This window comes from Streptomyces sp. NPDC097617 (assembly GCF_044761485.1).
Classification (GTDB): domain Bacteria; phylum Actinomycetota; class Actinomycetes; order Streptomycetales; family Streptomycetaceae; genus Streptomyces.
Window position 1 is genome coordinate 296,835 of record NZ_JBIWCL010000001.1, and the last position, 19,790, is coordinate 316,624.

The window sequence follows — 19,790 nt, forward strand, 5'->3', positions numbered from 1 at the left end:
GGTGAGGCCGGATGTGCGGAAGCCCGCAACGCCACGTCTGACTGTCTCTCAGATGCCTGTCAAGACGGCGTCTGGCCGGAAGGCCGGATTCCGCCCATGATGCGGCCATGACACCCAATCTGACGCGCCGTCAAATGCTCGGCCTCGGCGCCCTCTCGACCGCCGCCGCGCTCGGCTTCACCCGGATCGGGGCGGCCTCCGCCGCGGCCGTGGAGCCCGCCGCCGCCCAGTACGCCCCCGCCATCGTCGTCGGCTCCGGCTACGGATCCGCCGTCGCCGCCCTGCGGCTCGGGCAGGCGGGCGTACGTACCGTCGTCCTGGAGATGGGCCGGCTCTGGGACACCCCCGGGGCCGACGGCAAGGTCTTCCCCTCCACCTCCGCGCCCGACCAGCGCTCCATGTGGTTCCGCAACCGCACCGAGGCCCCGCTCGCCCAGTTCCTCTGGCTCGACGTGGTCAACCGCGACATCAGCCCGTACCCCGGCGTCCTCGACCGCGTGAACTACGGCGACATGTCCGTGTACGTCGGCCGGGGCGTCGGCGGCGGATCGCTCGTCAACGGCGGTATGGCCCCCACGCCCCGCCGCTCGTACTTCTCCGAGGTGCTGCCCCAGGTCGACGCCGACGAGATGTACGGCACCTACTACCCCCGGGCCCGCGCCATGCTCGGCGTCAACGAGATCGACCCGGCCTGGTTCGAGTCCACCGAGTGGTACCGCTTCGCCCGGATCTCCCGCAAGCACGCCCAGAACACCGGCCTGAAGACCGTCTTCGTCCCCAACGTCTACGACTTCGAGTACATGAAGCGCGAGGCGGCCGGCACCGCCCCCCGCTCGGCCCTGGCCGGCGAGGTCATCTACGGCAACAACCACGGCAAGAAGAGCGTCGACAAGACCTACCTCGCCGCTGCCATCGGCACCGGCAACGTCACCATCGAGACGATGCAGCGCGTGGTCGGCGTACGGCCCGACCCGGCCGGCGGGTACATCCTGACGGTCCGGACCAGCGACATCACCGGACGGGTCACCCAGGTCCGCGAACTCGGCTGCAAACAGCTCTTCCTGGGGGCCGGGAGCCTGGGCACCACCGAGATCCTGCTGCGGGCCCGCGAGAGCGGAACACTGCCCGCGCTCAGCGACAAGGTCGGGCTCGGCTGGGGCCCCAACGGCAATGTCATGACCGCCCGGGCCAACCACCTGTGGGACACGGTCGGCTGCAACCAGGCCACCATGCCCGCGATGGGCATCGACGACTGGGACAACGCCGCGAACCCGGTCTTCGCCGAGATCGCCCCGCTCCCCATGGGCATCGAGCACTGGATCTCGATGTACCTGGCCATCACCAAGAACCGGGAGCGCGGGCACTTCACCTACGACGCCGCCACCGACTCGGCCCGGCTCAACTGGCGGCGGGACCAGAACACGCCCTCGGTCAACGCGGCGAAGAACCTCTTCGACCGCATCAACCGGCGGAACTTCACCATCTACCGCTACGACCTGTTCGGCGGGAACCGGCCCTTCGCCGATAACTTCACCTACCACCCGCTCGGCGGCTGCGTCCTCGGGGACGCCACCGACGTGTACGGGCGGGCCAAGGGCTACCAGGGGCTGTACGTGGTCGACAGCTCCCTGATCCCCGGATCGCTCGGCGTGAACCCGTTCGTGACCATCACCGCCCTCGCGGAGCGGAACATGGCCCGGATCCTCGCCGAGGATCCCCGCTAGCGCCCCGGACTAACCGCGGTAGAGCGCCTCGATCTCGTCCGCGAAGTCCTTCGCCACCACATTGCGCTTCAGCTTCAGCGACGGCGTGATGTGGCCCGACTCCTCCGTGAACTGGGAGGGCAGAATGCGGAATTTCCGCACCGATTCCGCCTTGGACACCGCCGCGTTGCCGTCATCCACGGCCTTCTGGACGGCGGCGATCAGCTCTGCGTCCTCACGCAGCTCCGCCGCCGTCACACCGGCCGGCTTGCCGTTCTCCGCGGCCCACCGGCCGAGGAACTCCTCGTCGATGGTGACCAGCGCCGCCACGAAGGGCCGCGCGTCGCCGACCACCATGCACTCCGCGACCAGCGCGTGCGCGCGGATCCGGTCCTCGATCACGGCCGGCGCGACGTTCTTGCCGCCCGCCGTGACGATGAGTTCCTTCTTGCGGCCGGTGATCGCGAGGTAGCCGTCCTCGTCGAGGGTGCCGACGTCGCCGGTGTGGAACCAGCCGTCGGTCAGCGCCTCGGCGGTCGCCGTCTCGTTCTTCCAGTACTCCTTGAAGATGTGCTCGCCGTGCAGCAGCACCTCGCCGTCGTCCGCGATGCGCACCACGGAGCCGGGCAGCGGCTGGCCGACCGTACCGATCTTCGTCTTGTCCCACGGGTTGAAGGCCGTGGCCGCACAGGACTCGGTGAGGCCGTAGCCCTCCAGCACCGTGAAGCCGATACCGCGGAAGAAGTGGCCGAGCCGCTCGCCCAGCGGGGCGCCTCCGGAGATCGCGTACTCGCCGCGGCCGCCCAGGACCGTGTGCAGCTTGCTGTAGACCAGCTTGGAGAACAGCTTGTGCTTCAGGCGCAGCCCCAGCGACGGGCCGCCCGGGGCGTCCAGCGCGCGGCTGTAGGCGATCGCCGTCTCCGCGGCCGCGTCGAAGATCTTGCCCTTGCCGTCGGCCTGGGCCTTGGCGCGCGCCGAGTTGTAGACCTTCTCGAAGACGCGGGGGACGCCGAGGATCAGTGTGGGACGGAAGGACTGGAGCTCGTCCGTCAGGTTCTTGATGTCCGGTACGCAGCCCAGCCGGATCGGCGCCAGTACGGCCGCCACCTCGACCAGGCGCCCGAAGACGTGCGCGGCCGGCAGGAAGAGCAGCACGGAGCAGTCACCGGTGCGGAAGAGCGGGCTCAGGCGCTCCACCACGTTGCCGCACTCGGCGAAGAAGTTGCGGTGGGTCAGCACACAGCCCTTGGGGCGGCCGGTGGTGCCCGAGGTGTAGACGATCGTCGCCGGGTCGTCGGCGTTCGCGTGGCTGCTGCGCTCCTCGACCTCGGCGTCGGAGATCTCCGCGCCGGCGGCCTTCAGCGTCTCCAGCGCACCCTGCTCGATCTCCCAGACCTCGCGCAGCTCCGGCAGCCGGTCGCGGAGCGAGGCCACGGACGCGCTGTGCGCCGGGCTCTCCACGATGACGGCCACGGCGCCGGAGTCGCCGAGGATCCACTGGACCTGCTCGGGCGAGCTGGTCTCGTACACGGGGACGGTGACGCCGCCCGCGCTCCAGATCGCGAAGTCGAACAGCACCCACTCGTAGCGGGTGCGGGAAATGAGGGCGACCCGGTCGCCGGGCCGGATGCCGGCCGCGATGAGGCCCTTGGCCGCGGCCCGGACCTCGGCCAGGAACTCGGTCGCGGTCACGTCCTGCCACCGGCCGTCGACCTTGCGGCTCATGACGGCGGTGTCTGGATGCTGAGCGGCGTTGCGGCGGATGAGATCCGTCAGGTTCCCGTCCGACGGGACCTCGTACAGGGCCGGAAGGCTGAACTCGCGCAAGACTGCTGCTCCTCTGGGCGCCATCGCCACCATGTGGACCGACCGGACGTTACCCACCGGTAGTGGGTTCCCGATAGGGGGAACCGGCCAGATGTTCTGTGCGTCACATTCTGTACTTACCCCGCCTTGCCCTTACGCGCCGACAGTAGTCGACCCCCCTTGCGACTCGGAAGTAACCGCAGGTCCGGCCACCTCTTCCAGTGCCCCTACCCGCCGCCACCAGGCACCTCTAGGGTGGGCGGCATGGGTGGCAGCATGCGGGGAGCGCAGTTCGGTACGAGCGGATCAGGCCGCAAACGGGTCCACGTCGTGAGCGACGTGCACGGCAATAGTGAGGCCCTCGCCCGTGCGGGCGACGGCGCCGACGCCCTCATCTGCCTCGGCGACCTCGTGCTCTTCCTCGACTACGCCGACCACTCGCGCGGGATCTTCCCCGACCTGTTCGGCGTCGAGAACGCCCACCGGATCGTCGAGCTGCGCACGGCGCGCCGCTTCGACGAAGCCAGCGCCTTCGGCCGGGAGCTGTGGGCCGGCCTGGACCGGGAGTCCCTGATCGAGGGCGCCGTACGCCGCCAGTACGCCCGGATGTTCGCCGCCTTCCCCACCCCCACGTACGCCACCTACGGCAACGTCGACATCCCGGGCCTGTGGCCCGAGTACGCCGACCGCGACGGCCTCACCGTGCTCGACGGGCAGCGCGTGGAGATCGGCGGCCGCGTCTTCGGCTTCGTCGGCGGCGGGCTGCCCTCCCCGATGCGGACCCCGTACGAGGTGGACCCGCAGGAGTACGCCGCCAAGGTGGAGGCCCTCGGCGAGGTGGACGTGCTCTGCTCGCACATCCCGCCCGAGGTGCCCGAGCTCTGCTACGACACCGTCGCCCGCCGCTTCGAACGCGGCAGCGAGGCCCTGCTCGCCGCCATCCGCCGCACCCGGCCCCGCTACGCCCTCTTCGGACACGTCCACCAGCCGCTCGCCCGCCGCATGCGCATCGGGAGCACCGAGTGCGTGAACGTGGGCCACTTCGCGGCCACCGGTCGGCCCTACATCCTCGAATGGTAGGGATCCAGCCGCATCACGGCGGGCTTCGGCAGGGTCCGGGAGGCACTGGAGTGGCGACGTCCACACGCGCGGTAGCCTTCACGCGGCGGCCCCAGGCCGCACACATCCTCGAACTCCCCCAGCTGCCGCTGGGAGGTACCACCCCCCAGCCCGGAGGAGCGACCGCGATGGCGGAACACACCAGCTCAAGCATCACGATCGAGGCTGCGCCCACCGACGTGATGGCCGTGATCGCCGACTTCGCCCGCTACCCCGAGTGGACCGGCGAGGTGAAGGAGGCCGAGGTACTGGCCACCGACACCCAGGGGCGCGCCGAGAAGGTCCGCCTGCTGCTCGACGCGGGCGCGATCAAGGACGACCACACCCTCGCCTACACCTGGAAGGGCGCCGACGAGGTCAGCTGGACCCTGGACAAGTCCCAGATGCTGCGCCAGCTGGACGGCTCGTACCGGCTGACCGCGATCGACGGCGGCAAGCGCACCGAGGTCACCTACCAGCTGACCGTCGACGTCAAGATCCCCATGCTCGGCATGATCAAGCGCAAGGCCGAGAAGGTCATCATCGACCGGGCGCTCGCGGGCCTGAAGAAGCGCGTCGAAGCCGTCTGAGTCCGCTTCCCGCACACCGGAGCACCCGTACCCATGCACACCTTGCTGATCACCGGCCCCGGCGGGGCCGGGCGGACCACCGTGGCGGCGGCCACCGCCCTCGCCGCGGCCCGCCGCGGGCGACGGGTGCTGCTGCTCTCCGGTGACGTCGCAGACCCGCTCGCCGCCCTGGTCGGCGAGCCGGACGTCCCCGGGCTGCGGGTGGCCCGGGTGGACTCCGGCGAGGAGTTCCGCGAGGAGCTCGTCGCCCTCCAGCAGCGCGGATCCGCGCTGCTCGGCATGGTCGGGGCCCGGCCGCTGGGCGCCGAGGAGATCACCGAGCTGCCCGGCGCCGAGCAGTTCGCCCTGCTCCGCGCCCTGCGGCGGGCCGCCGCCGCGCCCGGCACCGACCTCGTCGTCGTCGACATGCCGCCGCTCCACCAGACCGTCGCCACCCTCGCCCTCCCCGCCCAGCTGCGCCGCTACCTCGCCCGGCTGCTGCCCGCCGAACGGCAGGCCGCCCGCGCGCTGCGGCCCGTACTGGCCCAGCTGGCCGGCGTGCCCATGCCCGCGCAGTGGCTCTACGAGACGGCCGCCCGCTGGGACGAGGAGCTCGCCGCCGTCCAGGCCGTCATCGAGGCCGACACCACCGAGCTGCGCCTGGTCGCCGAACCGGGCCCGGCCGCCGCCGCCGCGCTGCGCCCCGGCCGGCTCGGGCTCGCCCTCCAGCAGCTGCCCGTCTCCGCCCTCGTCGCCAACCGCACCGTGCCGCAGGACTCCGCCGACCCCTGGCTCGCCGGGCTGGCCGCCCAGCAGCAGAAGTACGCCGCCGAGTGGGCCGAGGAGCTCCCGGTGGTGGCCCTCGCCCACCTCGGACGCGATCCGCGCGGCCCCCAGGACCTGGAGCGGCTCGCCGACACCGACGGGCTGTTGCCCGAGGCGCCCGCACCCCGGCGGGCCTGGGCCGTCGAGGACCGGCTCGCCGAGGACGGGGTGCTCGTCTGGGTGGTACCGCTGCCCGGCGCGCACAAGAGCGACCTCGACCTCGTCCGCCGCGGCGACGAGCTGCTGCTCACCGCCGGCCCCCACCGCAGGATCGTTGCGCTGCCCGGGGCGCTGCGCCGCTGCACCGTGTCCGGCGCCGCCCTGGCCCAGGGGGAGCTCCGCATCCGCTTCACCCCGGACCCGGGCCTGTGGCCCCGTGCGCAATGAACCGCGTACCCCCGTTCGGGTACCGTCGAAGGTAGCCCGTACCGCACGTCCAGCAGCCGCCGCAGGAGAGAGTCCGCCATGAGCGAGGCCACTGACCGCCCCACCGACGACGACGCCTGGGCCAGGGCCTGCGCCGAGGACCTCGCCGCGGAGAAGGAGCGCCTGCGCGGAGCGGGCCAGGCCGGAGCAGGGGGCACCGGCACCGCCGCCGAGGAGCTGTTCAAGCTCTTCGAGGCCGTCGCCGACAAGGTCTCCGGGCTGAACAACCCGCTGTTCGGCGTGGCCGCACAGGGTGCGGTGCGACAGATCGTCGACCAGGCCAAGACCGCCGCCAAGCCCGTCATCGAGCGCAACCCGCAGGTCTTCGACCACCTCGCGGCCGCCGGCACCGAACTGCTCGCCGCCTACCGCTCGGCCGTCGAGGGCCACGAGCGCCGCTGGACCCGGGACGAACCCCCGGCCCCCCGGCAGGCCTCCCACGACCGCGACCCCCGCGAGACCGGCCCCGACGAAGGCCCCTCCGAGCGGATCGATCTCGACTGAACCTCCGGAAGCCTCGGGTACCTTTGGCCGTGGCGGGGTTTGACCGGAAACCGAGGGACTAATGGCACTCACCATCGGCGTCGACATCGGCGGCACGAAGATCGCGGCCGGCGTGGTCGACGAAGAGGGCACGATCCTTGAGACGTACAAGGTGCCCACCCCGCCGACCGCGGACGGAGTGACGGAGGCCATCTGCGCCGCCGTTTCCGAGGTCAGCAGCAACCACACCATCGAGGCCGTCGGCATCGGCGCCGCCGGATACGTGGACGACAAGCGCGCGACCGTGCTCTTCGCGCCCAACATCAACTGGCGGCACGAGCCGCTCAAGGACAAGGTCGAGCAGCGCATCGGCCTGCCCGTCGTCGTCGAGAACGACGCGAACTGCGCCGCCTGGGGCGAGTACCGCTTCGGCGCCGGCCAGGGCCACGACGACGTCATCTGCATCACGCTCGGCACCGGCCTCGGCGGCGGCATCATCATCGGCAACAAGCTGCGGCGCGGACGCTTCGGCGTCGCCGCCGAGTTCGGCCACATCCGGGTCGTCCCGGACGGGCTGCTGTGCGGCTGCGGCAGCCAGGGCTGCTGGGAGCAGTACGCCTCCGGGCGCGCGCTCGTGCGGTACGCGAAGCAGCGCGCCAACGCCACTCCCGAGAACGCGGCGATCCTGCTCGCGCTCGGCGACGGCACCCCCGAGGGCATCGAGGGCAAGCACATCAGCGAGGCCGCCCGGCAGGGCGACCTGGTGGCCATCGACGCCTTCCGCGAGCTGGCCCGCTGGGCCGGCGCGGGCCTCGCCGACCTGGCCTCGCTGTTCGACCCGTCCGCGTTCATCGTGGGCGGCGGGGTCTCCGACGAGGGCGACCTCGTCCTCGATCCGATCCGCAAGTCCTTCAAGCGCTGGCTGGTCGGTGGCGCCTGGCGTCCGCACGCCCAGGTCCTCGCCGCACAGCTCGGCGGCAAGGCCGGACTCGTCGGCGCGGCCGACCTGGCCCGCCAGGGCTGACCCGTTTCACCCTTCTTTCCACACCTGCCGCCCGCCGCGCCCCTTGGGGGAGCGGCGGGCGGCTGCGTATCTTGCGAAGCATGGACCAGCTGCCGAAGTCCCGTACGGAGCCCGACGGTTCTGCCGTGATCCGGGTACTCAGCTACAACATCCGCTCGCTGCGCGACGACGAGGAGGCGCTGGCCCGGGTCATCCGGGCGTGCGAGCCCGATCTCGTCCTCGCACAGGAGGCCCCGCGGTTCTTCCGGTGGCGCAAACACGCGGCGCGGCTCGCCGCCACATGCGACCTGGTGGTGCTGGGCGGGGGCGCGACGGCGGCCGGGACGCTGCTGCTGTGCTCGCTGCGGGTCTTCGTGGAGCGCACGGAGGACGTGCTGCTGCCGCGCACGCCCGGCCTGCACCGCAGGGGCTTCGCGACGGCGGTGATCCGGGTCGGGGGCGTGCGGGTGGGCCTGGCCTCCCTGCACCTCTCGCTCCAGGCCGCGGAGCGCCGGGCCCACGCGGAGTTGCTGCTGGAGCGGCTGGCCCGTCTGGACGTGCCGTACGCGATCGCCGCGGGCGATATGAACGAGGGGCCGGACGGGACGGCGTACGGGACGCTGGCCGCCGACCTCCAGGACTGCCGGGCGGTGGCCCCGTGGGGCGGCGGACCGACCTTCCCGGCGGCGGCGCCGGAGCGGCGGATCGACGCCGTGTTCGCCACGAAGGGCGTGGAGGTGCTGGCCTGCGGGGTCCCGGAGGGCCTGCCGGGCGTCTCGCCCGCGGACCTCCGGGCGGCGACGGACCACCTGCCGGTGCTGGCGGTCCTCCGCCTTGCGGCTGCGACGTAGCCCGGCCGATTGCAGGGTCCGGGGGCGGCGCCGTTGCCGGGGGCACCGCCCCCGGCCCCCCGCGCCTCACACGCCGACGAGGCCGGATCCGTCAGACGACCGCGCCGCGGCCCGGGTCGTCGTCATCGTCCTCGTCGCCGTGCGCCATGCGCGCGACCAGCGTCGCGAAGCCGCCCAGGAAGCCGCCGATGCCCAGCGTCGTCAGCCACCAGGTCATCTCCCACTGGAGGAGCACCGCCAGCAGGAGCAGCACCGGGCCGCCCACCACCGCCAGCCACGCGAACTTCGATGTCGTGTCCGCCGGAGGGAGCTCCGGCTCCGGGGGAACGAAGTGACCCTCCTCCGCCGGAGTCAGGTCGTCCTCCTTGGGCTCCGCCAGTGAGTGGTCCCGGGGACCCGTCACGCCCACGCCCGGGGCGAAGACCACGGAGCTGCCCAGCGCCGCAGGAGGCTCAGGTTCCGGGTCCGGTTCGGCGTCCGGCCCGGGCCCGGGCCCCGGCTTGGGCTCCGGCTTCGGCAACGGCTTGACGTCCTCCTCCGGCAGGAGGAGGTTCTCGATCGGCTTGAACGGCCGGGCCCCCGGCGGGTCCGGCGGCTCCTGCCCGTACCCGGCGACGATCGCCGCCCACGCCGCTTCCTCGTCCAGCGGTGGTACCCCGCCCGACTGCTCCTCGTGCTCAGCCACCGGCCTCCGCCCCCTCCCTGCCCACGCTCTCCGCCAGTCGGCCGATGAACGCATAGCTGTCCGCGAAGATCCGCTCCGCGTCATGGTCCAACGTCGCGACGTGGTAGCTCTGTTCCAGCAGGGTCTCGGTGACATCGGTCGAGGAGACCCGGGCCAGGACCCGCGCGGAGTCGACGGGCGGCACGACATGGTCCTGCGGGCTGTGCAGGAGCAGCATCGGCTGTGTCACCTGCGGCAGCTCGGCGTCCACCAGCTGCAGGAACTTCTTCAGCGAGTGCGCGGCCCGCGTCGGGACCCGGTCGTAGCCGACCTCCTCCGAGCCCGGCTTCGCGATATCGCTCGCGATGCCCGGGGTGGAGCGGATGAGGTGCTTGGTCACCGGAAGGGTCACGGCCAGCGGGTCGTGCACCTTGTTGGCCGGATTGACGAGCACGATGCCGCTGATGGCGTCCCCGTGCTTGGCCGCCAGCCGCAGGGTCAGCGCCCCGCCCATCGACAGCCCGAAGACGAACACCTGCTCGCACCGGTCCAGCAGTTCCCGCAGGGCGCGGTCCACCTCGGCGTACCAGTCCTGCCAGCCCGTGAGCTGCATGTCCTGCCAGCGCGTCCCGTGTCCGGGCAGCAGCGGCAGCGACACCGTCAGGCCCCGCCCGGCGAGATACTCGGCCCAGGGGCGCAACGACTGCGGGGAACCGGTGAAGCCGTGGCAGAGGAGGACGCCGACCTCTCCGCCCTCGTGGCGGAACGGCTCGGCTCCAGGGAGGACGGGCACCAGGGTCTCCTCGATCAGGATGTACGTCGGGTGGGTGCGTTGCTCTGTGTGACTTCACCGTACGCGACCGGGGTGGCACCGGCCAGGGTCGTCGGGCTCCTGCCGGTGTGGGCACGGGATAAGGTCTGTTCGACAGACACAGGAAGGCTTTCGAGTTGATCTACGGCGCAATGAAGTTCTCCATCGGCGGTTCACTGAAGCTCGCATTCAGGCCGTGGGTGGAGGGCCTCGAGAACATTCCCGCGGAGGGGCCGGCGATCCTCGCGAGCAACCACCTGTCCTTCTCCGACTCCTTCTTCCTGCCGGCCGTGCTGGACCGGAAGGTCACCTTCATCGCGAAGGCGGAGTACTTCACCTCCCCGGGCGTCAAGGGCAAGCTGACGGCGGCCTTCTTCAAGGGCGTCGGGCAGCTCCCGGTGGACCGCTCCGGCGCCCGCGGGGCCGGCGAGGCCGCGATCCAGAGCGGCATCGACGTCATCGAACGCGGGGAGCTGTTCGGTATTTACCCCGAGGGCACGCGTTCACCCGACGGACGCCTGTACCGCGGCAAGCCCGGCGGTCTGGCCCGCGTGGCCCTGGCCACCGGCGCGCCCGTGATCCCCGTCGCGATGATCGACACCGAGAAGATCCAGCCGCCCGGCAAGGTCGTCCCCAAGCTGATGCGCCCGGGGATCCGGATCGGCAAGCCCCTGGACTTCAGCCGCTACCACGGCATGGACAACGACCGCTTCATCCTCCGCTCGGTGACCGACGAGGTCATGTACGAGATCATGAAGCTTTCCGGCCAGGAGTACGTCGACATCTACGCGACGGCGGCCAAGCGGCAGATCGCCGACGCGGAGAAGGCCGCCAAGGCCGAGAAGGCCGAGAAGGCCGACGGCTCGTCGGAGTAGGGCGGAGCAGGTCGGCGTGGGCCGGAGCAGTTCGGCGTGGGCCGGAGTGGATCGGCCTCGGGCGGCAGGGCCCGCGAGGGGTGGGGGAGATGGCCAAACGCGAACGTGTCGTACGCATGTCGGTGGAGCAGCCCCTCTGGCGTGCCCTGACGGCCTACCGACTGCTGACCATGGTCTACGCGGTGCTGCTGTTCGCCTCCGCGTACAAGGATTTCCCGCACCCCGGGGTCGCGGCCGGGTACCTCGCCCTCCTCGCCCTGTGGACCCTCGCGACCTCCCGCAAGGTCGCCAACGCCGCCAGCTGCACGAAGGCCTTCCTGGTCGCCGACCTCACCGTCGCGATCGTGGGCATCGCGCTGACGCCGATCGCCGACAACCACGAGCGGATCACCGCCGGCGGCCCCACCCTCCCCACCATCTGGACGGCGGGCGCGGTCCTCGCCTTCGCCATCAAGGGCGGCTGGCGCTGGGCCTGCTTCGCCTCCACCATCGTGGCGGCCGCCAACATCCTCATCCACAGCGGCCAGCCCACCCGGGACACCCTGCACAACGTGCTGCTCGTCTGGGTCGCCTCGGTGGCCATCGGCTACGTCGTCGAGGTCGCCCGGGCCAGTGAGAACACCCTCGCCCGCGCCCTGGAGATCGAGGCCGCCACCCGCGAGCGCGAGCGGCTCGCCCGCGACATCCACGACGGGGTCCTCCAGGTCCTCGCCATGGTCCAGCGCCGCGGCAGCGAGCTGGGCGGCGAGGCCGAGGAGCTCGGCCGGATGGCGGGGGAGCAGGAGGTGGCACTGCGCACGCTGGTCTCCAGCGGGCTGGTGCAGCCCTCCCGGGTCTCGCGCGACGAGTCGCGCGGCGCGCTCGTGGACACGTACGAGGTGGACGAGCCGGGCGCCGACGACGGCGAGCTGGACCTGCGGTCGCTCCTCGCCCCGCACGCCGGGTCCCGGGTGAGCTTCGCCGAGCCGGGCACCCCGGTGCCGCTGCCGGTGCCCGCGGCGAAGGAACTGGCCGCGGCGGTCGGCGCCGCCCTGGACAACGTGCGCAAGCACGCCGGGGACGGGGCGCGGGCCTGGATCCTGGTCGAGGACTGGGGCGACGAGGTGATCGTGACCGTCCGGGACGACGGCCCCGGCATCCCGGCGGGCCGGCTCGACCAGGCTGAGGGCGAGGGCCGGATGGGGGTGGCCCTGTCCATTCGCGGCAGGCTGCGCGATCTCGGCGGCAGCGCCGATCTGGTGTCCGTCCCCGGGCAGGGCACCGAAGTGGAACTGAAGGTACCCAGGGGGAGGACGGACAAGAGATGAGCGAGCGCACCGACGTGAACGACCCGAGCAGGCCGAACGGACTGAGCGAGATCCGGGTGATGGTCGTCGACGACCACCCGATGTGGCGGGACGCGGTCGCCCGCGACCTGGCGGCGGCCGGCTTCGACGTCGTCGCCACCGCCGGAGACGGCGCCGAGGCGGTACGCCGGGCCCGCGCCGTCACGCCCGACGTGCTGGTCCTCGACCTCAACCTGCCGGGCATGCCGGGGGTCCAGGTCTGCAAGGAGCTGGTCGGCGCCCATCCGGCGCTGCGGGTCCTGGTCCTGTCGGCCAGCGGTGAGCACGCGGACGTCCTGGAGGCCGTGAAGTCCGGCGCGACCGGCTACCTGCTGAAGTCCGCCGGCGCCCAGGAGCTGATCGACGCCGTCCGCCGCACCGCGGCCGGCGACCCCGTCTTCACCCCCGGCCTGGCCGGGCTGGTGCTGGGCGAGTACCGGCGCCTGGCCACCGACCCGCTGCCGGCCACCTCCGACGAGCCGAAGGCGCCCCAACTGACCGACCGGGAGACCGAGGTGCTGCGGCTGGTGGCCAAGGGGCTGTCGTACAAGCAGATCGCCGAGCGCCTGGTCATCTCCCACCGCACCGTGCAGAACCACGTCCAGAACACCCTGGGCAAGCTCCAGTTGCACAACCGGGTGGAGCTCGTCCGGTACGCCATAGAGCGCGGCCTCGACGACGCGTAGCCGACGCGTGGACCGGTCCGGGTGACGCCCGTACCGCCCGTCGATCGTACTTACGTCCTCGTACGAGTGAACGGGCGTACGCAACGCCTCACGATTCCACCGGAATTGACCCCTCCAGCACCCTTGCTGTGACCTGGGTCACCACTAGCGTGACCGTCATGGCGATTGGAGAATCCATGAAGGTCGGAGTGCTGACCGGTGGCGGCGACTGCCCCGGGCTCAACGCGGTGATCAGGGCGGTCGTCCGCAAGGGCGAGCAGGAGTACGGCTGCGGGTTCCTCGGGTTCAAGGACGGCTGGCGGGGCGCCGTCGAGGGGCGGACCGTCCCGCTCGACATCCCCGCAGTCCGCGGCATCCTGCCCCGCGGCGGCACCATCCTCGGCTCCTCGCGCACCAATCCGTTCAAGACGGAGAACGGCGTGCGGGACATCAAGGAGAACCTCGCGAAGTACGAGGTGGACGCGCTCATCGCGATCGGCGGCGAGGACACCCTCGGGGTCGCGGCCCGGCTGTACGAGGAGTACGGCATCCCCTGCGTCGGCGTGCCGAAGACCATCGACAACGACCTGTCCGCCACCGACTACACCTTCGGCTTCGACACGGCGGTCGGCATCGCGACCGAGGCCATCGACCGGCTGCACACCACGGCCGAGTCGCACATGCGCGTCCTGGTCGTCGAGGTCATGGGCCGCCACGCCGGCTGGATCGCCCTGCACTCGGGCCTCGCGGGCGGCGCCAACGTCATCCTCATCCCCGAGCAGCGCTTCGACGTCGACCAGGTCTGCGCCTGGGTGACCTCCCGGTTCCGCGCGAGCTACGCGCCGATCGTGGTGGTCGCCGAGGGTGCGATGCCCAAGGACGGCGACATGGTGCTGAAGGACGGCACGAAGGACTCCTTCGGCCATGTCCGGCTGTCCGGCGTGGGCGAGTGGCTGGCCAAGGAGATCGAGGCGCGGACCGGCAAGGAGGCCCGTACGACGGTCCTCGGGCACATCCAGCGGGGTGGTACGCCGAGCGCCTTCGACCGGTGGCTGGCGACCCGGTTCGGGCTGCACGCGATCGACGCGGTGCGCGACGGTGACTGCGGCAAGATGGTCGCGCTCAAGGGGACGGACATCGTCCGGGTGCCGATCGCGGAGGCCACGTCGAAGCTGAAGACGGTGGATCCCGCGCTCTACACGGAGGCCGGGGTCTTCTTCGGCTGAGCGGCGACCCGACACCATGGGCCGTATGGTGACGAAACGGCCCATGGTTCGAGGTGCGGGAGCAAGCGTGGGGATCTGAACTCCAGCCGCGGCGCTCTGATCGACACGGGCCGTCCGGCGATCGAGGACCCTTCTAGGCCGGGGACGCCGCCCGGATTCCGGTCAGCAGGTCGCGCAGCAGGTCCGCGCCCCGCAGGGTGAGCACCGACTCCGGGTGGAACTGGACGCCCGCGAAGCCCCCGGCGGGGGACCGCAGGGCGTGGACCTCGCCCGTGACCGGGTCGCGGGACACCTCCACCCCGTCCGCGGCCAGCCGCGCGGCGCCGGCGTCGTCGCAGTGCGCGGTGTAGGTGTTGTAGAAGCCGACCACCTCCTCGGCCCCGAACAGGTCGATCCGGATCTGCGCCCCCTGCGCCGGCTCCGCCTTGCGGACCAGCGGGAGCCCCAGCTCGGCCGCCAGCAGCTCATGCCCCAGGCAGACCCCCACCAGGCCGTGGCGGTGCCCGGCCAGCAGGTCGGCCGCCAGCGCGCGCAGCATCCGCATCTTGGGGTCGGCGGAATCGGCCGGGTCGCCCGGGCCGGGGCCCAGCACGATCGGGCCGTCCCAGGCCAGGGCCGCGGCCCGCAGCCCCGGATCGTCGTAGCGGCGTACGGTCACCTCCAGCCCGGCCACCCGCAGGACGTGCGCCAGCATCGCCGTGAAGGTGTCCTCGCCGTCCACCACCAGCGCGTTCCCGGTCACCGGAGCCGGCCGCTCCTGCATCCGGAGCCAGAACGGCGCCAGGTCCGCGCGCCGGGCCGCCAGCGCCGCCCGCACCCGCGGATCGTCCGCCGGCCGCGCCCCCTCGAACGCCGGCCGCGGCGCCGCCGGCCGCACCCCGAGCGCCGCCAGCACGCCCGCCGCCTTCGCGTGCGTCTCCGCCACCTCGCCCGCCGGGTCCGAGTGCCGGACGAGGGTGGCGCCGACGGGCACCCGCAGCGCACCGTCCGCAGCGATGTCGGCGGTGCGGATCAGAATGGGGGAGTCGAGGGTCTGCGCCCCTGCGGGGTCCAGGCCCAGCAGGGCCAGCGCCCCCGCGTAGTAGCCGCGCCCGCCCGCTTCGTACCGCTCGATGACACGGCAGGCGTTCTGCACCGGAGATCCGGTCACCGTCGCCGCGAACATGGTCTCGCGCAGCACCTCCCGTACGTCCATCGACGACCGGCCGCGCAGCTCGTACTCGGTGTGCGCGAGGTGGGACATCTCTTTCAGCCGCGGGCCGACGACGACCCCGCCCATGTCGCCGACCGTGCACATCATCTTCAGTTCCTCGTCGACCACCATCGACAGTTCCTCGGTCTCCTTGCGGTCGCCGAGGAAGGCGAGGAGGGACTCGGCGGTCGGCCCTCCGGCCGGATAGCGGTACGTTCCACTGATCGGGTTCATCACGACCGTCCCTCCGGACATCCGCACGTGGACCTCCGGGCTGGCCCCGACGAGGGTCCGCTCCCCGGTGTGGACGACGTACGTCCAGTACGCTCCCCGCTCGCCCTCCAGCAGACGCCGGAACAGCGCGAGCGCGTCCGCCGGGCCGAAGCCGTCGATGCGGCCCTCGTAGGTGCGCCGGATGACGAAGTTCGCGCCCTCGCCGCGGCCGATCTCGTCCTCGATGACCCGCCGCACGGTGGCCGCGTACGCCTCGTCGGGGACGTCGAAGCCCCCGCCGTCGACCCGCACCGGGTGTCGCGGCAGCGCGGCCAGGGCCTGGCCGAGCGGGATCTCGTACGCCTCCTCGGCGACGAGCACGCTCAGCGGAGTGCCGTCGTCGCGTACGTCGAAGCCGCGCTCGCGGATCTGCCGGAAGGGGACGAGGGCCAGGGCGGGCAGCTCGCCGACGGGCAGGTCGGCGAGTCGTTCCACCTCTCCCACCTGCCCGATCAGCACCTCGACGATGTCGTGGTCGCGGCCGGGGGTGCGCCGGCGCAACAGGGCGAACGGCGGGCAGGCGGGATCGAGCAGTCGGCTCAAGGGGTTCAGCGGGCTGGTTGCCATGGGGCGGAGCGTCCTTCCGGGGGGAGGAGCCGCCGCCCGGGATTCGACCGCACGGTCGAAAACGCGGAAGGCCGCCCCTCGGGGCGGCCTTCGCGTCGTGCGTGTCTTCAGGTACGCGCGAGAAGTGGACCGCCGGGAGCGGGCCACCACCAGGTCTGGTGCGATTGCGCGTACATGGTGGGCACCTTAGCCCAGAGTGTCCCGGTGGCGCAGGATCCGTCCCACGGCGTGGGCTGAACCATGGATTCCGTTCCGCCGGGCGCCCGGAACCTTTGAGCTGTTTCGTCTCACGTTGTGGGCGGCGGGCCGGACGCGGCCTGTGACGCCGTAATGTGTACGAGGTGACCGTGAACGCTGAAACCCAAGCCCCCGCCGCCAAGGCGACCTGGCGAGACCTTCCCGCGGCGCAGCAGCCTTCGTACCCCGATGCCGAGGCTCTGCGCGCTGTCGTCGCGGACCTCGAGTCGTATCCTCCCCTTGTTTTCGCAGGTGAGTGCGACCAGCTGCGTGCCCGTCTGGGAGCCGTCGCCAAGGGCGAGGCGTTCCTGCTCCAGGGCGGCGACTGTGCCGAGGCCTTCGACGGTGTCTCCGCCGACCACATCCGAGCCAAGCTGAAGACGCTGCTCCAGATGAGCGCCGTCCTGACCTACGCCGCCTCCGTGCCGGTCGTCAAGGTCGGCCGCATCGCGGGCCAGTACTCGAAGCCGCGCTCCAAGGACACCGAGACCCGCGACGGCGTCACCCTGCCGACCTACCGCGGCGACTCCGTCAACGGCTTCGCCTTCACCGAAGAGGCCCGGATCCCGGACCCCGAGCGGCTGAAGCGCATGTACAACGCGTCCGCCTCGACGCTCAACCTGGTGCGCGCCTTCACCACCGGTGGTTACGCCGACCTGCGCCAGGTGCACGCCTGGAACCAGGACTTCGTGAAGTCCAGCCCGTCCGGTCAGCGGTACGAGCAGCTGGCGCGCGAGATCGACAACGCGCTGAACTTCATGAAGGCGTGCGGCACCGACCCGGCCGAGTTCAAGGCCGTCGAGTTCTACGCCTCCCACGAGGCGCTGCTGCTCGCCTACGAGGGCGCGCTGACCCGTACCGACTCGCGCACCGGCAAGCTGTACGACACCTCCGGCCACATGGTCTGGATCGGTGAGCGCACCCGCCAGCTGGACCACGCGCACATCGAGTTCTGCGCGCAGATCGCCAACCCGATCGGCATCAAGCTCGGCCCCACCACCACGGTGGACGAGGCACTGACCTACATCGACCGCCTGGACCCCGAGCGCGAGCCGGGCCGGCTGACCTTCGTCGTCCGCATGGGCGCCGACAAGGTCCGCGACAAGCTCCCCGAGCTGGTCGAGAAGGTCACCGCCTCCGGTGCGACCGTCGGCTGGGTCACCGACCCGATGCACGGCAACACCTTCGAGGCGGCTTCCGGCCACAAGACGCGCCGTTTCGACGACGTGCTCGACGAGGTCAAGGGCTTCTTCGAGGTCCACAAGGCGCTGGGCACCCACCCGGGCGGCATCCACGTCGAGCTCACCGGTGACGACGTCACCGAGTGCGTGGGCGGCGGCGACGAGATCTTCGTCGACGACCTGCACCAGCGCTACGAGACGGCCTGCGACCCGCGGCTCAACCGCAGCCAGTCCCTGGACCTGGCGTTCCTGGTCGCCGAGATGTACCGGGACCAGTAGGGATCAGTCAGTACCTTCGTACGGCAGTGGGGCGCGGATCGATGTGATCCGCGCCCCATCGTTGTGCAGGGGGCTTTTAGGCCACCCTAACTTTGGGTACGGTTAGGTAAGCCTCACCGAATTGGGGATGGCTCGCTGAACCGCAGAACCATTGCGCCCAGGGAGGTGAACCGCGTGTACGTCTGCTCTTGCTTCGGTGTCACCGACAAGCAGGTCAAGGAGCACGCGGATGCCGGGGCCTGCACCCCCCGCCAGATCGCCTCGGCCACCAAGGCCGGCACCGACTGCGGTTCCTGCGTGCGCACCATCCAGGGCATCCTCGGCCGCGGGGCGTGCCCGCGCAGGGAGCTGGTGGAGAAGGGCGAGGCGGCGGCCGCGCTCGCCGCGGAGCCGGGTTCGGTCCGTTCGGCGGAGCTGGCGGAAGCGGCCTAGAGCCGGTTAGCTCGGCTGCTCGATCAGCTGCGCGATGTAGAGCGGCTCGCCCAGGGACTCGATGAGCTCCAGCTGGGTGTCGAGGTAGTCGATGTGGTGCTCCTCGTCCTCCAGGATCTCCTCGAAAAGCCGTGCCGAGGTGATGTCGCCCTTGCCGCGCATGACCTCGATGCCCCGCTTGAGGCGGTCGATGGCCTCGACCTCGACCTGGCGGTCCGCCTGGAACATCTCCGTGAGCGTCTGCCCGACGCGTACGTGGAAGAGGCGCTGGTAGTTCGGCAGGCCGTCGAGCATCAGGATGCGCTCGGTGATCTTGTCCGCGTGCTTCATCTCATCGATGGACTCTTCACGCGTGTACTTGGCGAGCTTGGTCCAGCCCTTGTTGTCCTGGATGCGGTAGTGCAGCCAGTACTGGTTGATGGCAGTCAGCTCGCCGGTCAGCTGCTCGTTCAGAAACTCAAGGACCTCGGGGTCGCCCTGCATCGCAGAGGCTCCTTCCAGGCAATGTCAGCTATGTGACGGGGCAGTTGCGCGCATCCTTGCACCGCCGCTGGAGGCCGTCCAGTAAGTGCCTCCTTAGTGGGAGTTACCGCGACTTGCCCGAATCGGCCCAGACCTGGTCATGACCACCCTGCCCAGTCTGTCACCATGGAGTCATGGGTCAGCCGGAAAGCCGGGAATCTCCGGGAGCAGAGCAGTTGGAGCTTCCACCGGGGCAGCGGTTGCAGAGGGGCTGGCCGGTCACCCATTACGGGCCCGTGCCCAAGTTCAAGCCGGACCGCTGGGAGTTCCGCGTCTTCGGCGCGACGGCCGACGGGGACAAGCACTGCTGGAATCACGAGGAGTTCACGGCCCTGCCGTTCGACTCCGTCGTGGCCGATCTGCACTGCGTCACGAAGTTCAGCATGCAGGGCGCCGAATGGGGCGGTGTGCTCGCCCGCGAGGTCCTCGCCCTGGCGCCGCCCGCGCCGCAGGTCACGCACGTGATGGTGTGGGCCGAGTACGGCTTCAGCTCCAACCTGCGGCTGGCGGACTTCGCCTCCGACCGGACCGTTTTCGCCACCCACGAGGGCGGTGAACTGCTCACCGCCGAGCACGGTTTCCCGGTCCGGCTGGTGGTTCCGCACCTGTACGCCTGGAAGGGCCCCAAGTGGGTCCGCGGCATCGAGTACATGACCGCCGACCGCCGCGGCTTCTGGGAGGAGCGCGGTTACCACAACGTCGGCGACCCGTGGCGCGAGCAGCGCTACTCGTACCAGGAGGAGCCCGGGGACGGCCCCGAACTGTAGGGCGCCCCGC

Annotated in this window: 19 protein-coding genes; 14 read left to right on the forward strand and 5 right to left on the reverse strand. The window is 71.3% G+C overall.

From position 1 onward, the window contains the following. Window positions 1-107: 107 nt before the first annotated feature. On the forward strand, window positions 108-1,724 hold the full coding sequence (locus ACIQZO_RS01425; RefSeq protein WP_403618298.1) for a GMC oxidoreductase: 1,617 nt from the start codon (window positions 108-110) through the stop codon (window positions 1,722-1,724). Between the two features lie 9 nt (window positions 1,725-1,733). Here ACIQZO_RS01425 and ACIQZO_RS01430 read toward each other — a convergent pair whose 3' ends face one another. Next, on the reverse strand, window positions 1,734-3,530 hold the full coding sequence (locus ACIQZO_RS01430) for an AMP-dependent synthetase/ligase (protein WP_403618301.1): 1,797 nt from the start codon (window positions 3,528-3,530) through the stop codon (window positions 1,734-1,736). A gap of 243 nt (window positions 3,531-3,773) precedes the next feature. Between ACIQZO_RS01430 and ACIQZO_RS01435 the strand changes: the two genes are divergently transcribed. The 6 genes from ACIQZO_RS01435 to ACIQZO_RS01460 all read left to right on the forward strand — a co-directional run bounded on the left by ACIQZO_RS01435 (window position 3,774) and on the right by ACIQZO_RS01460 (window position 8,764). Then, entirely contained in the window at window positions 3,774-4,589 is an 816-nt protein-coding gene (locus tag ACIQZO_RS01435) for a metallophosphoesterase (RefSeq protein WP_403618304.1), read from the forward strand. Between the two features lie 167 nt (window positions 4,590-4,756). Continuing rightward, a complete protein-coding gene (locus tag ACIQZO_RS01440) occupies window positions 4,757-5,197 on the forward strand; it encodes an SRPBCC family protein (RefSeq protein WP_403618307.1) in 441 nt (146 codons plus the stop codon). A gap of 33 nt (window positions 5,198-5,230) precedes the next feature. Next, window positions 5,231-6,388 (forward strand): ArsA-related P-loop ATPase, encoded by a 1,158-nt coding sequence (locus ACIQZO_RS01445; RefSeq protein ID WP_403618309.1) that lies wholly within the window; start codon window positions 5,231-5,233, stop codon window positions 6,386-6,388. A gap of 78 nt (window positions 6,389-6,466) precedes the next feature. Then, window positions 6,467-6,931, forward strand: coding sequence for a DUF5304 domain-containing protein (locus tag ACIQZO_RS01450; protein WP_403618312.1), 465 nt, complete (start codon window positions 6,467-6,469; stop codon window positions 6,929-6,931). Between the two features lie 61 nt (window positions 6,932-6,992). After that, window positions 6,993-7,934: an ROK family glucokinase gene (locus ACIQZO_RS01455; protein WP_403618315.1), complete on the forward strand. Its 942-nt coding sequence runs from the start codon at window positions 6,993-6,995 to the stop codon at window positions 7,932-7,934. A gap of 80 nt (window positions 7,935-8,014) precedes the next feature. Further along, entirely contained in the window at window positions 8,015-8,764 is a 750-nt protein-coding gene (locus ACIQZO_RS01460; protein ID WP_403618318.1) for an endonuclease/exonuclease/phosphatase family protein, read from the forward strand. Window positions 8,765-8,855: 91 nt separating this feature from the next. Here ACIQZO_RS01460 and ACIQZO_RS01465 read toward each other — a convergent pair whose 3' ends face one another. Then, window positions 8,856-9,449, reverse strand: coding sequence for a hypothetical protein (locus ACIQZO_RS01465; protein ID WP_403618320.1), 594 nt, complete (start codon window positions 9,447-9,449; stop codon window positions 8,856-8,858). Beyond that, window positions 9,442-10,221, reverse strand: a complete 780-nt coding sequence (locus ACIQZO_RS01470; RefSeq protein WP_030010357.1) for a carboxylesterase — start codon at window positions 10,219-10,221, stop codon at window positions 9,442-9,444. The genes ACIQZO_RS01465 and ACIQZO_RS01470 overlap by 8 nt, the downstream gene beginning before the upstream one ends. A gap of 170 nt (window positions 10,222-10,391) precedes the next feature. Between ACIQZO_RS01470 and ACIQZO_RS01475 the strand changes: the two genes are divergently transcribed. From ACIQZO_RS01475 to ACIQZO_RS01490, 4 genes are all read left to right on the forward strand, one after another. After that, on the forward strand, window positions 10,392-11,114 hold the full coding sequence (locus ACIQZO_RS01475; protein ID WP_403619183.1) for a lysophospholipid acyltransferase family protein: 723 nt from the start codon (window positions 10,392-10,394) through the stop codon (window positions 11,112-11,114). 89 nt (window positions 11,115-11,203) lie between these two features. Beyond that, a complete protein-coding gene (gene macS, locus ACIQZO_RS01480; protein ID WP_403618323.1) occupies window positions 11,204-12,421 on the forward strand; it encodes a MacS family sensor histidine kinase in 1,218 nt (405 codons plus the stop codon). Window positions 12,422-12,480: 59 nt separating this feature from the next. Continuing rightward, entirely contained in the window at window positions 12,481-13,125 is a 645-nt protein-coding gene (locus ACIQZO_RS01485; RefSeq protein ID WP_403619186.1) for a response regulator, read from the forward strand. Window positions 13,126-13,301: 176 nt separating this feature from the next. Then, window positions 13,302-14,330: a 6-phosphofructokinase gene (locus tag ACIQZO_RS01490; protein WP_403619189.1), complete on the forward strand. Its 1,029-nt coding sequence runs from the start codon at window positions 13,302-13,304 to the stop codon at window positions 14,328-14,330. A gap of 133 nt (window positions 14,331-14,463) precedes the next feature. Here ACIQZO_RS01490 and ACIQZO_RS01495 read toward each other — a convergent pair whose 3' ends face one another. After that, window positions 14,464-16,362 (reverse strand): anthranilate synthase family protein, encoded by a 1,899-nt coding sequence (locus ACIQZO_RS01495; protein ID WP_403618326.1) that lies wholly within the window; start codon window positions 16,360-16,362, stop codon window positions 14,464-14,466. A 341-nt stretch (window positions 16,363-16,703) separates the two neighbouring features. On the opposite strand from ACIQZO_RS01495, the gene ACIQZO_RS01500 reads away from it, so the two are divergent. Together ACIQZO_RS01500 and ACIQZO_RS01505 are read left to right on the forward strand one after the other, a co-directional pair. Further along, the gene (locus tag ACIQZO_RS01500; RefSeq protein ID WP_403618329.1) at window positions 16,704-18,059 is read left to right on the forward strand and encodes a class II 3-deoxy-7-phosphoheptulonate synthase; all 1,356 of its coding nucleotides are present in this window, start codon (window positions 16,704-16,706) and stop codon (window positions 18,057-18,059) included. Window positions 18,060-18,224: 165 nt separating this feature from the next. After that, window positions 18,225-18,491 (forward strand): bacterioferritin-associated ferredoxin, encoded by a 267-nt coding sequence (locus ACIQZO_RS01505; RefSeq protein ID WP_403618332.1) that lies wholly within the window; start codon window positions 18,225-18,227, stop codon window positions 18,489-18,491. Between the two features lie 6 nt (window positions 18,492-18,497). Here ACIQZO_RS01505 and bfr read toward each other — a convergent pair whose 3' ends face one another. Beyond that, window positions 18,498-18,974: a bacterioferritin gene (gene bfr, locus ACIQZO_RS01510; protein ID WP_030010525.1), complete on the reverse strand. Its 477-nt coding sequence runs from the start codon at window positions 18,972-18,974 to the stop codon at window positions 18,498-18,500. Window positions 18,975-19,147: 173 nt separating this feature from the next. Between bfr and ACIQZO_RS01515 the strand changes: the two genes are divergently transcribed. After that, complete coding sequence (locus tag ACIQZO_RS01515) at window positions 19,148-19,780, forward strand: sulfite oxidase-like oxidoreductase (RefSeq protein WP_403618335.1); 633 nt, start codon at window positions 19,148-19,150, stop codon at window positions 19,778-19,780. Window positions 19,781-19,790 lie beyond the last annotated feature (10 nt).

Bases quoted from the DNA above. Each gene is read 5' to 3' on its own strand.
- ACIQZO_RS01455 (WP_403618315.1), top strand. From the start codon at position 6,993: ATGGCACTCACCATCGGCGTCGACATCGGCGGCACGAAGATCGCGGCC.
- ACIQZO_RS01495 (WP_403618326.1), bottom strand. From the start codon at position 16,362: ATGGCAACCAGCCCGCTGAACCCCTTGAGCCGACTGCTCGATCCCGCC.
- macS (WP_403618323.1), top strand. From the start codon at position 11,204: ATGGCCAAACGCGAACGTGTCGTACGCATGTCGGTGGAGCAGCCCCTC.
- ACIQZO_RS01450 (WP_403618312.1), top strand. From the start codon at position 6,467: ATGAGCGAGGCCACTGACCGCCCCACCGACGACGACGCCTGGGCCAGG.
- ACIQZO_RS01425 (WP_403618298.1), top strand. From the start codon at position 108: ATGACACCCAATCTGACGCGCCGTCAAATGCTCGGCCTCGGCGCCCTC.
- ACIQZO_RS01475 (WP_403619183.1), top strand. From the start codon at position 10,392: ATGAAGTTCTCCATCGGCGGTTCACTGAAGCTCGCATTCAGGCCGTGG.
- ACIQZO_RS01440 (WP_403618307.1), top strand. From the start codon at position 4,757: ATGGCGGAACACACCAGCTCAAGCATCACGATCGAGGCTGCGCCCACC.
- ACIQZO_RS01485 (WP_403619186.1), top strand. From the start codon at position 12,481: ATGGTCGTCGACGACCACCCGATGTGGCGGGACGCGGTCGCCCGCGAC.
- ACIQZO_RS01435 (WP_403618304.1), top strand. From the start codon at position 3,774: ATGGGTGGCAGCATGCGGGGAGCGCAGTTCGGTACGAGCGGATCAGGC.
- ACIQZO_RS01490 (WP_403619189.1), top strand. From the start codon at position 13,302: ATGAAGGTCGGAGTGCTGACCGGTGGCGGCGACTGCCCCGGGCTCAAC.
- ACIQZO_RS01460 (WP_403618318.1), top strand. From the start codon at position 8,015: ATGGACCAGCTGCCGAAGTCCCGTACGGAGCCCGACGGTTCTGCCGTG.
- ACIQZO_RS01445 (WP_403618309.1), top strand. From the start codon at position 5,231: ATGCACACCTTGCTGATCACCGGCCCCGGCGGGGCCGGGCGGACCACC.
- ACIQZO_RS01515 (WP_403618335.1), top strand. From the start codon at position 19,148: ATGGGTCAGCCGGAAAGCCGGGAATCTCCGGGAGCAGAGCAGTTGGAG.
- bfr (WP_030010525.1), bottom strand. From the start codon at position 18,974: ATGCAGGGCGACCCCGAGGTCCTTGAGTTTCTGAACGAGCAGCTGACC.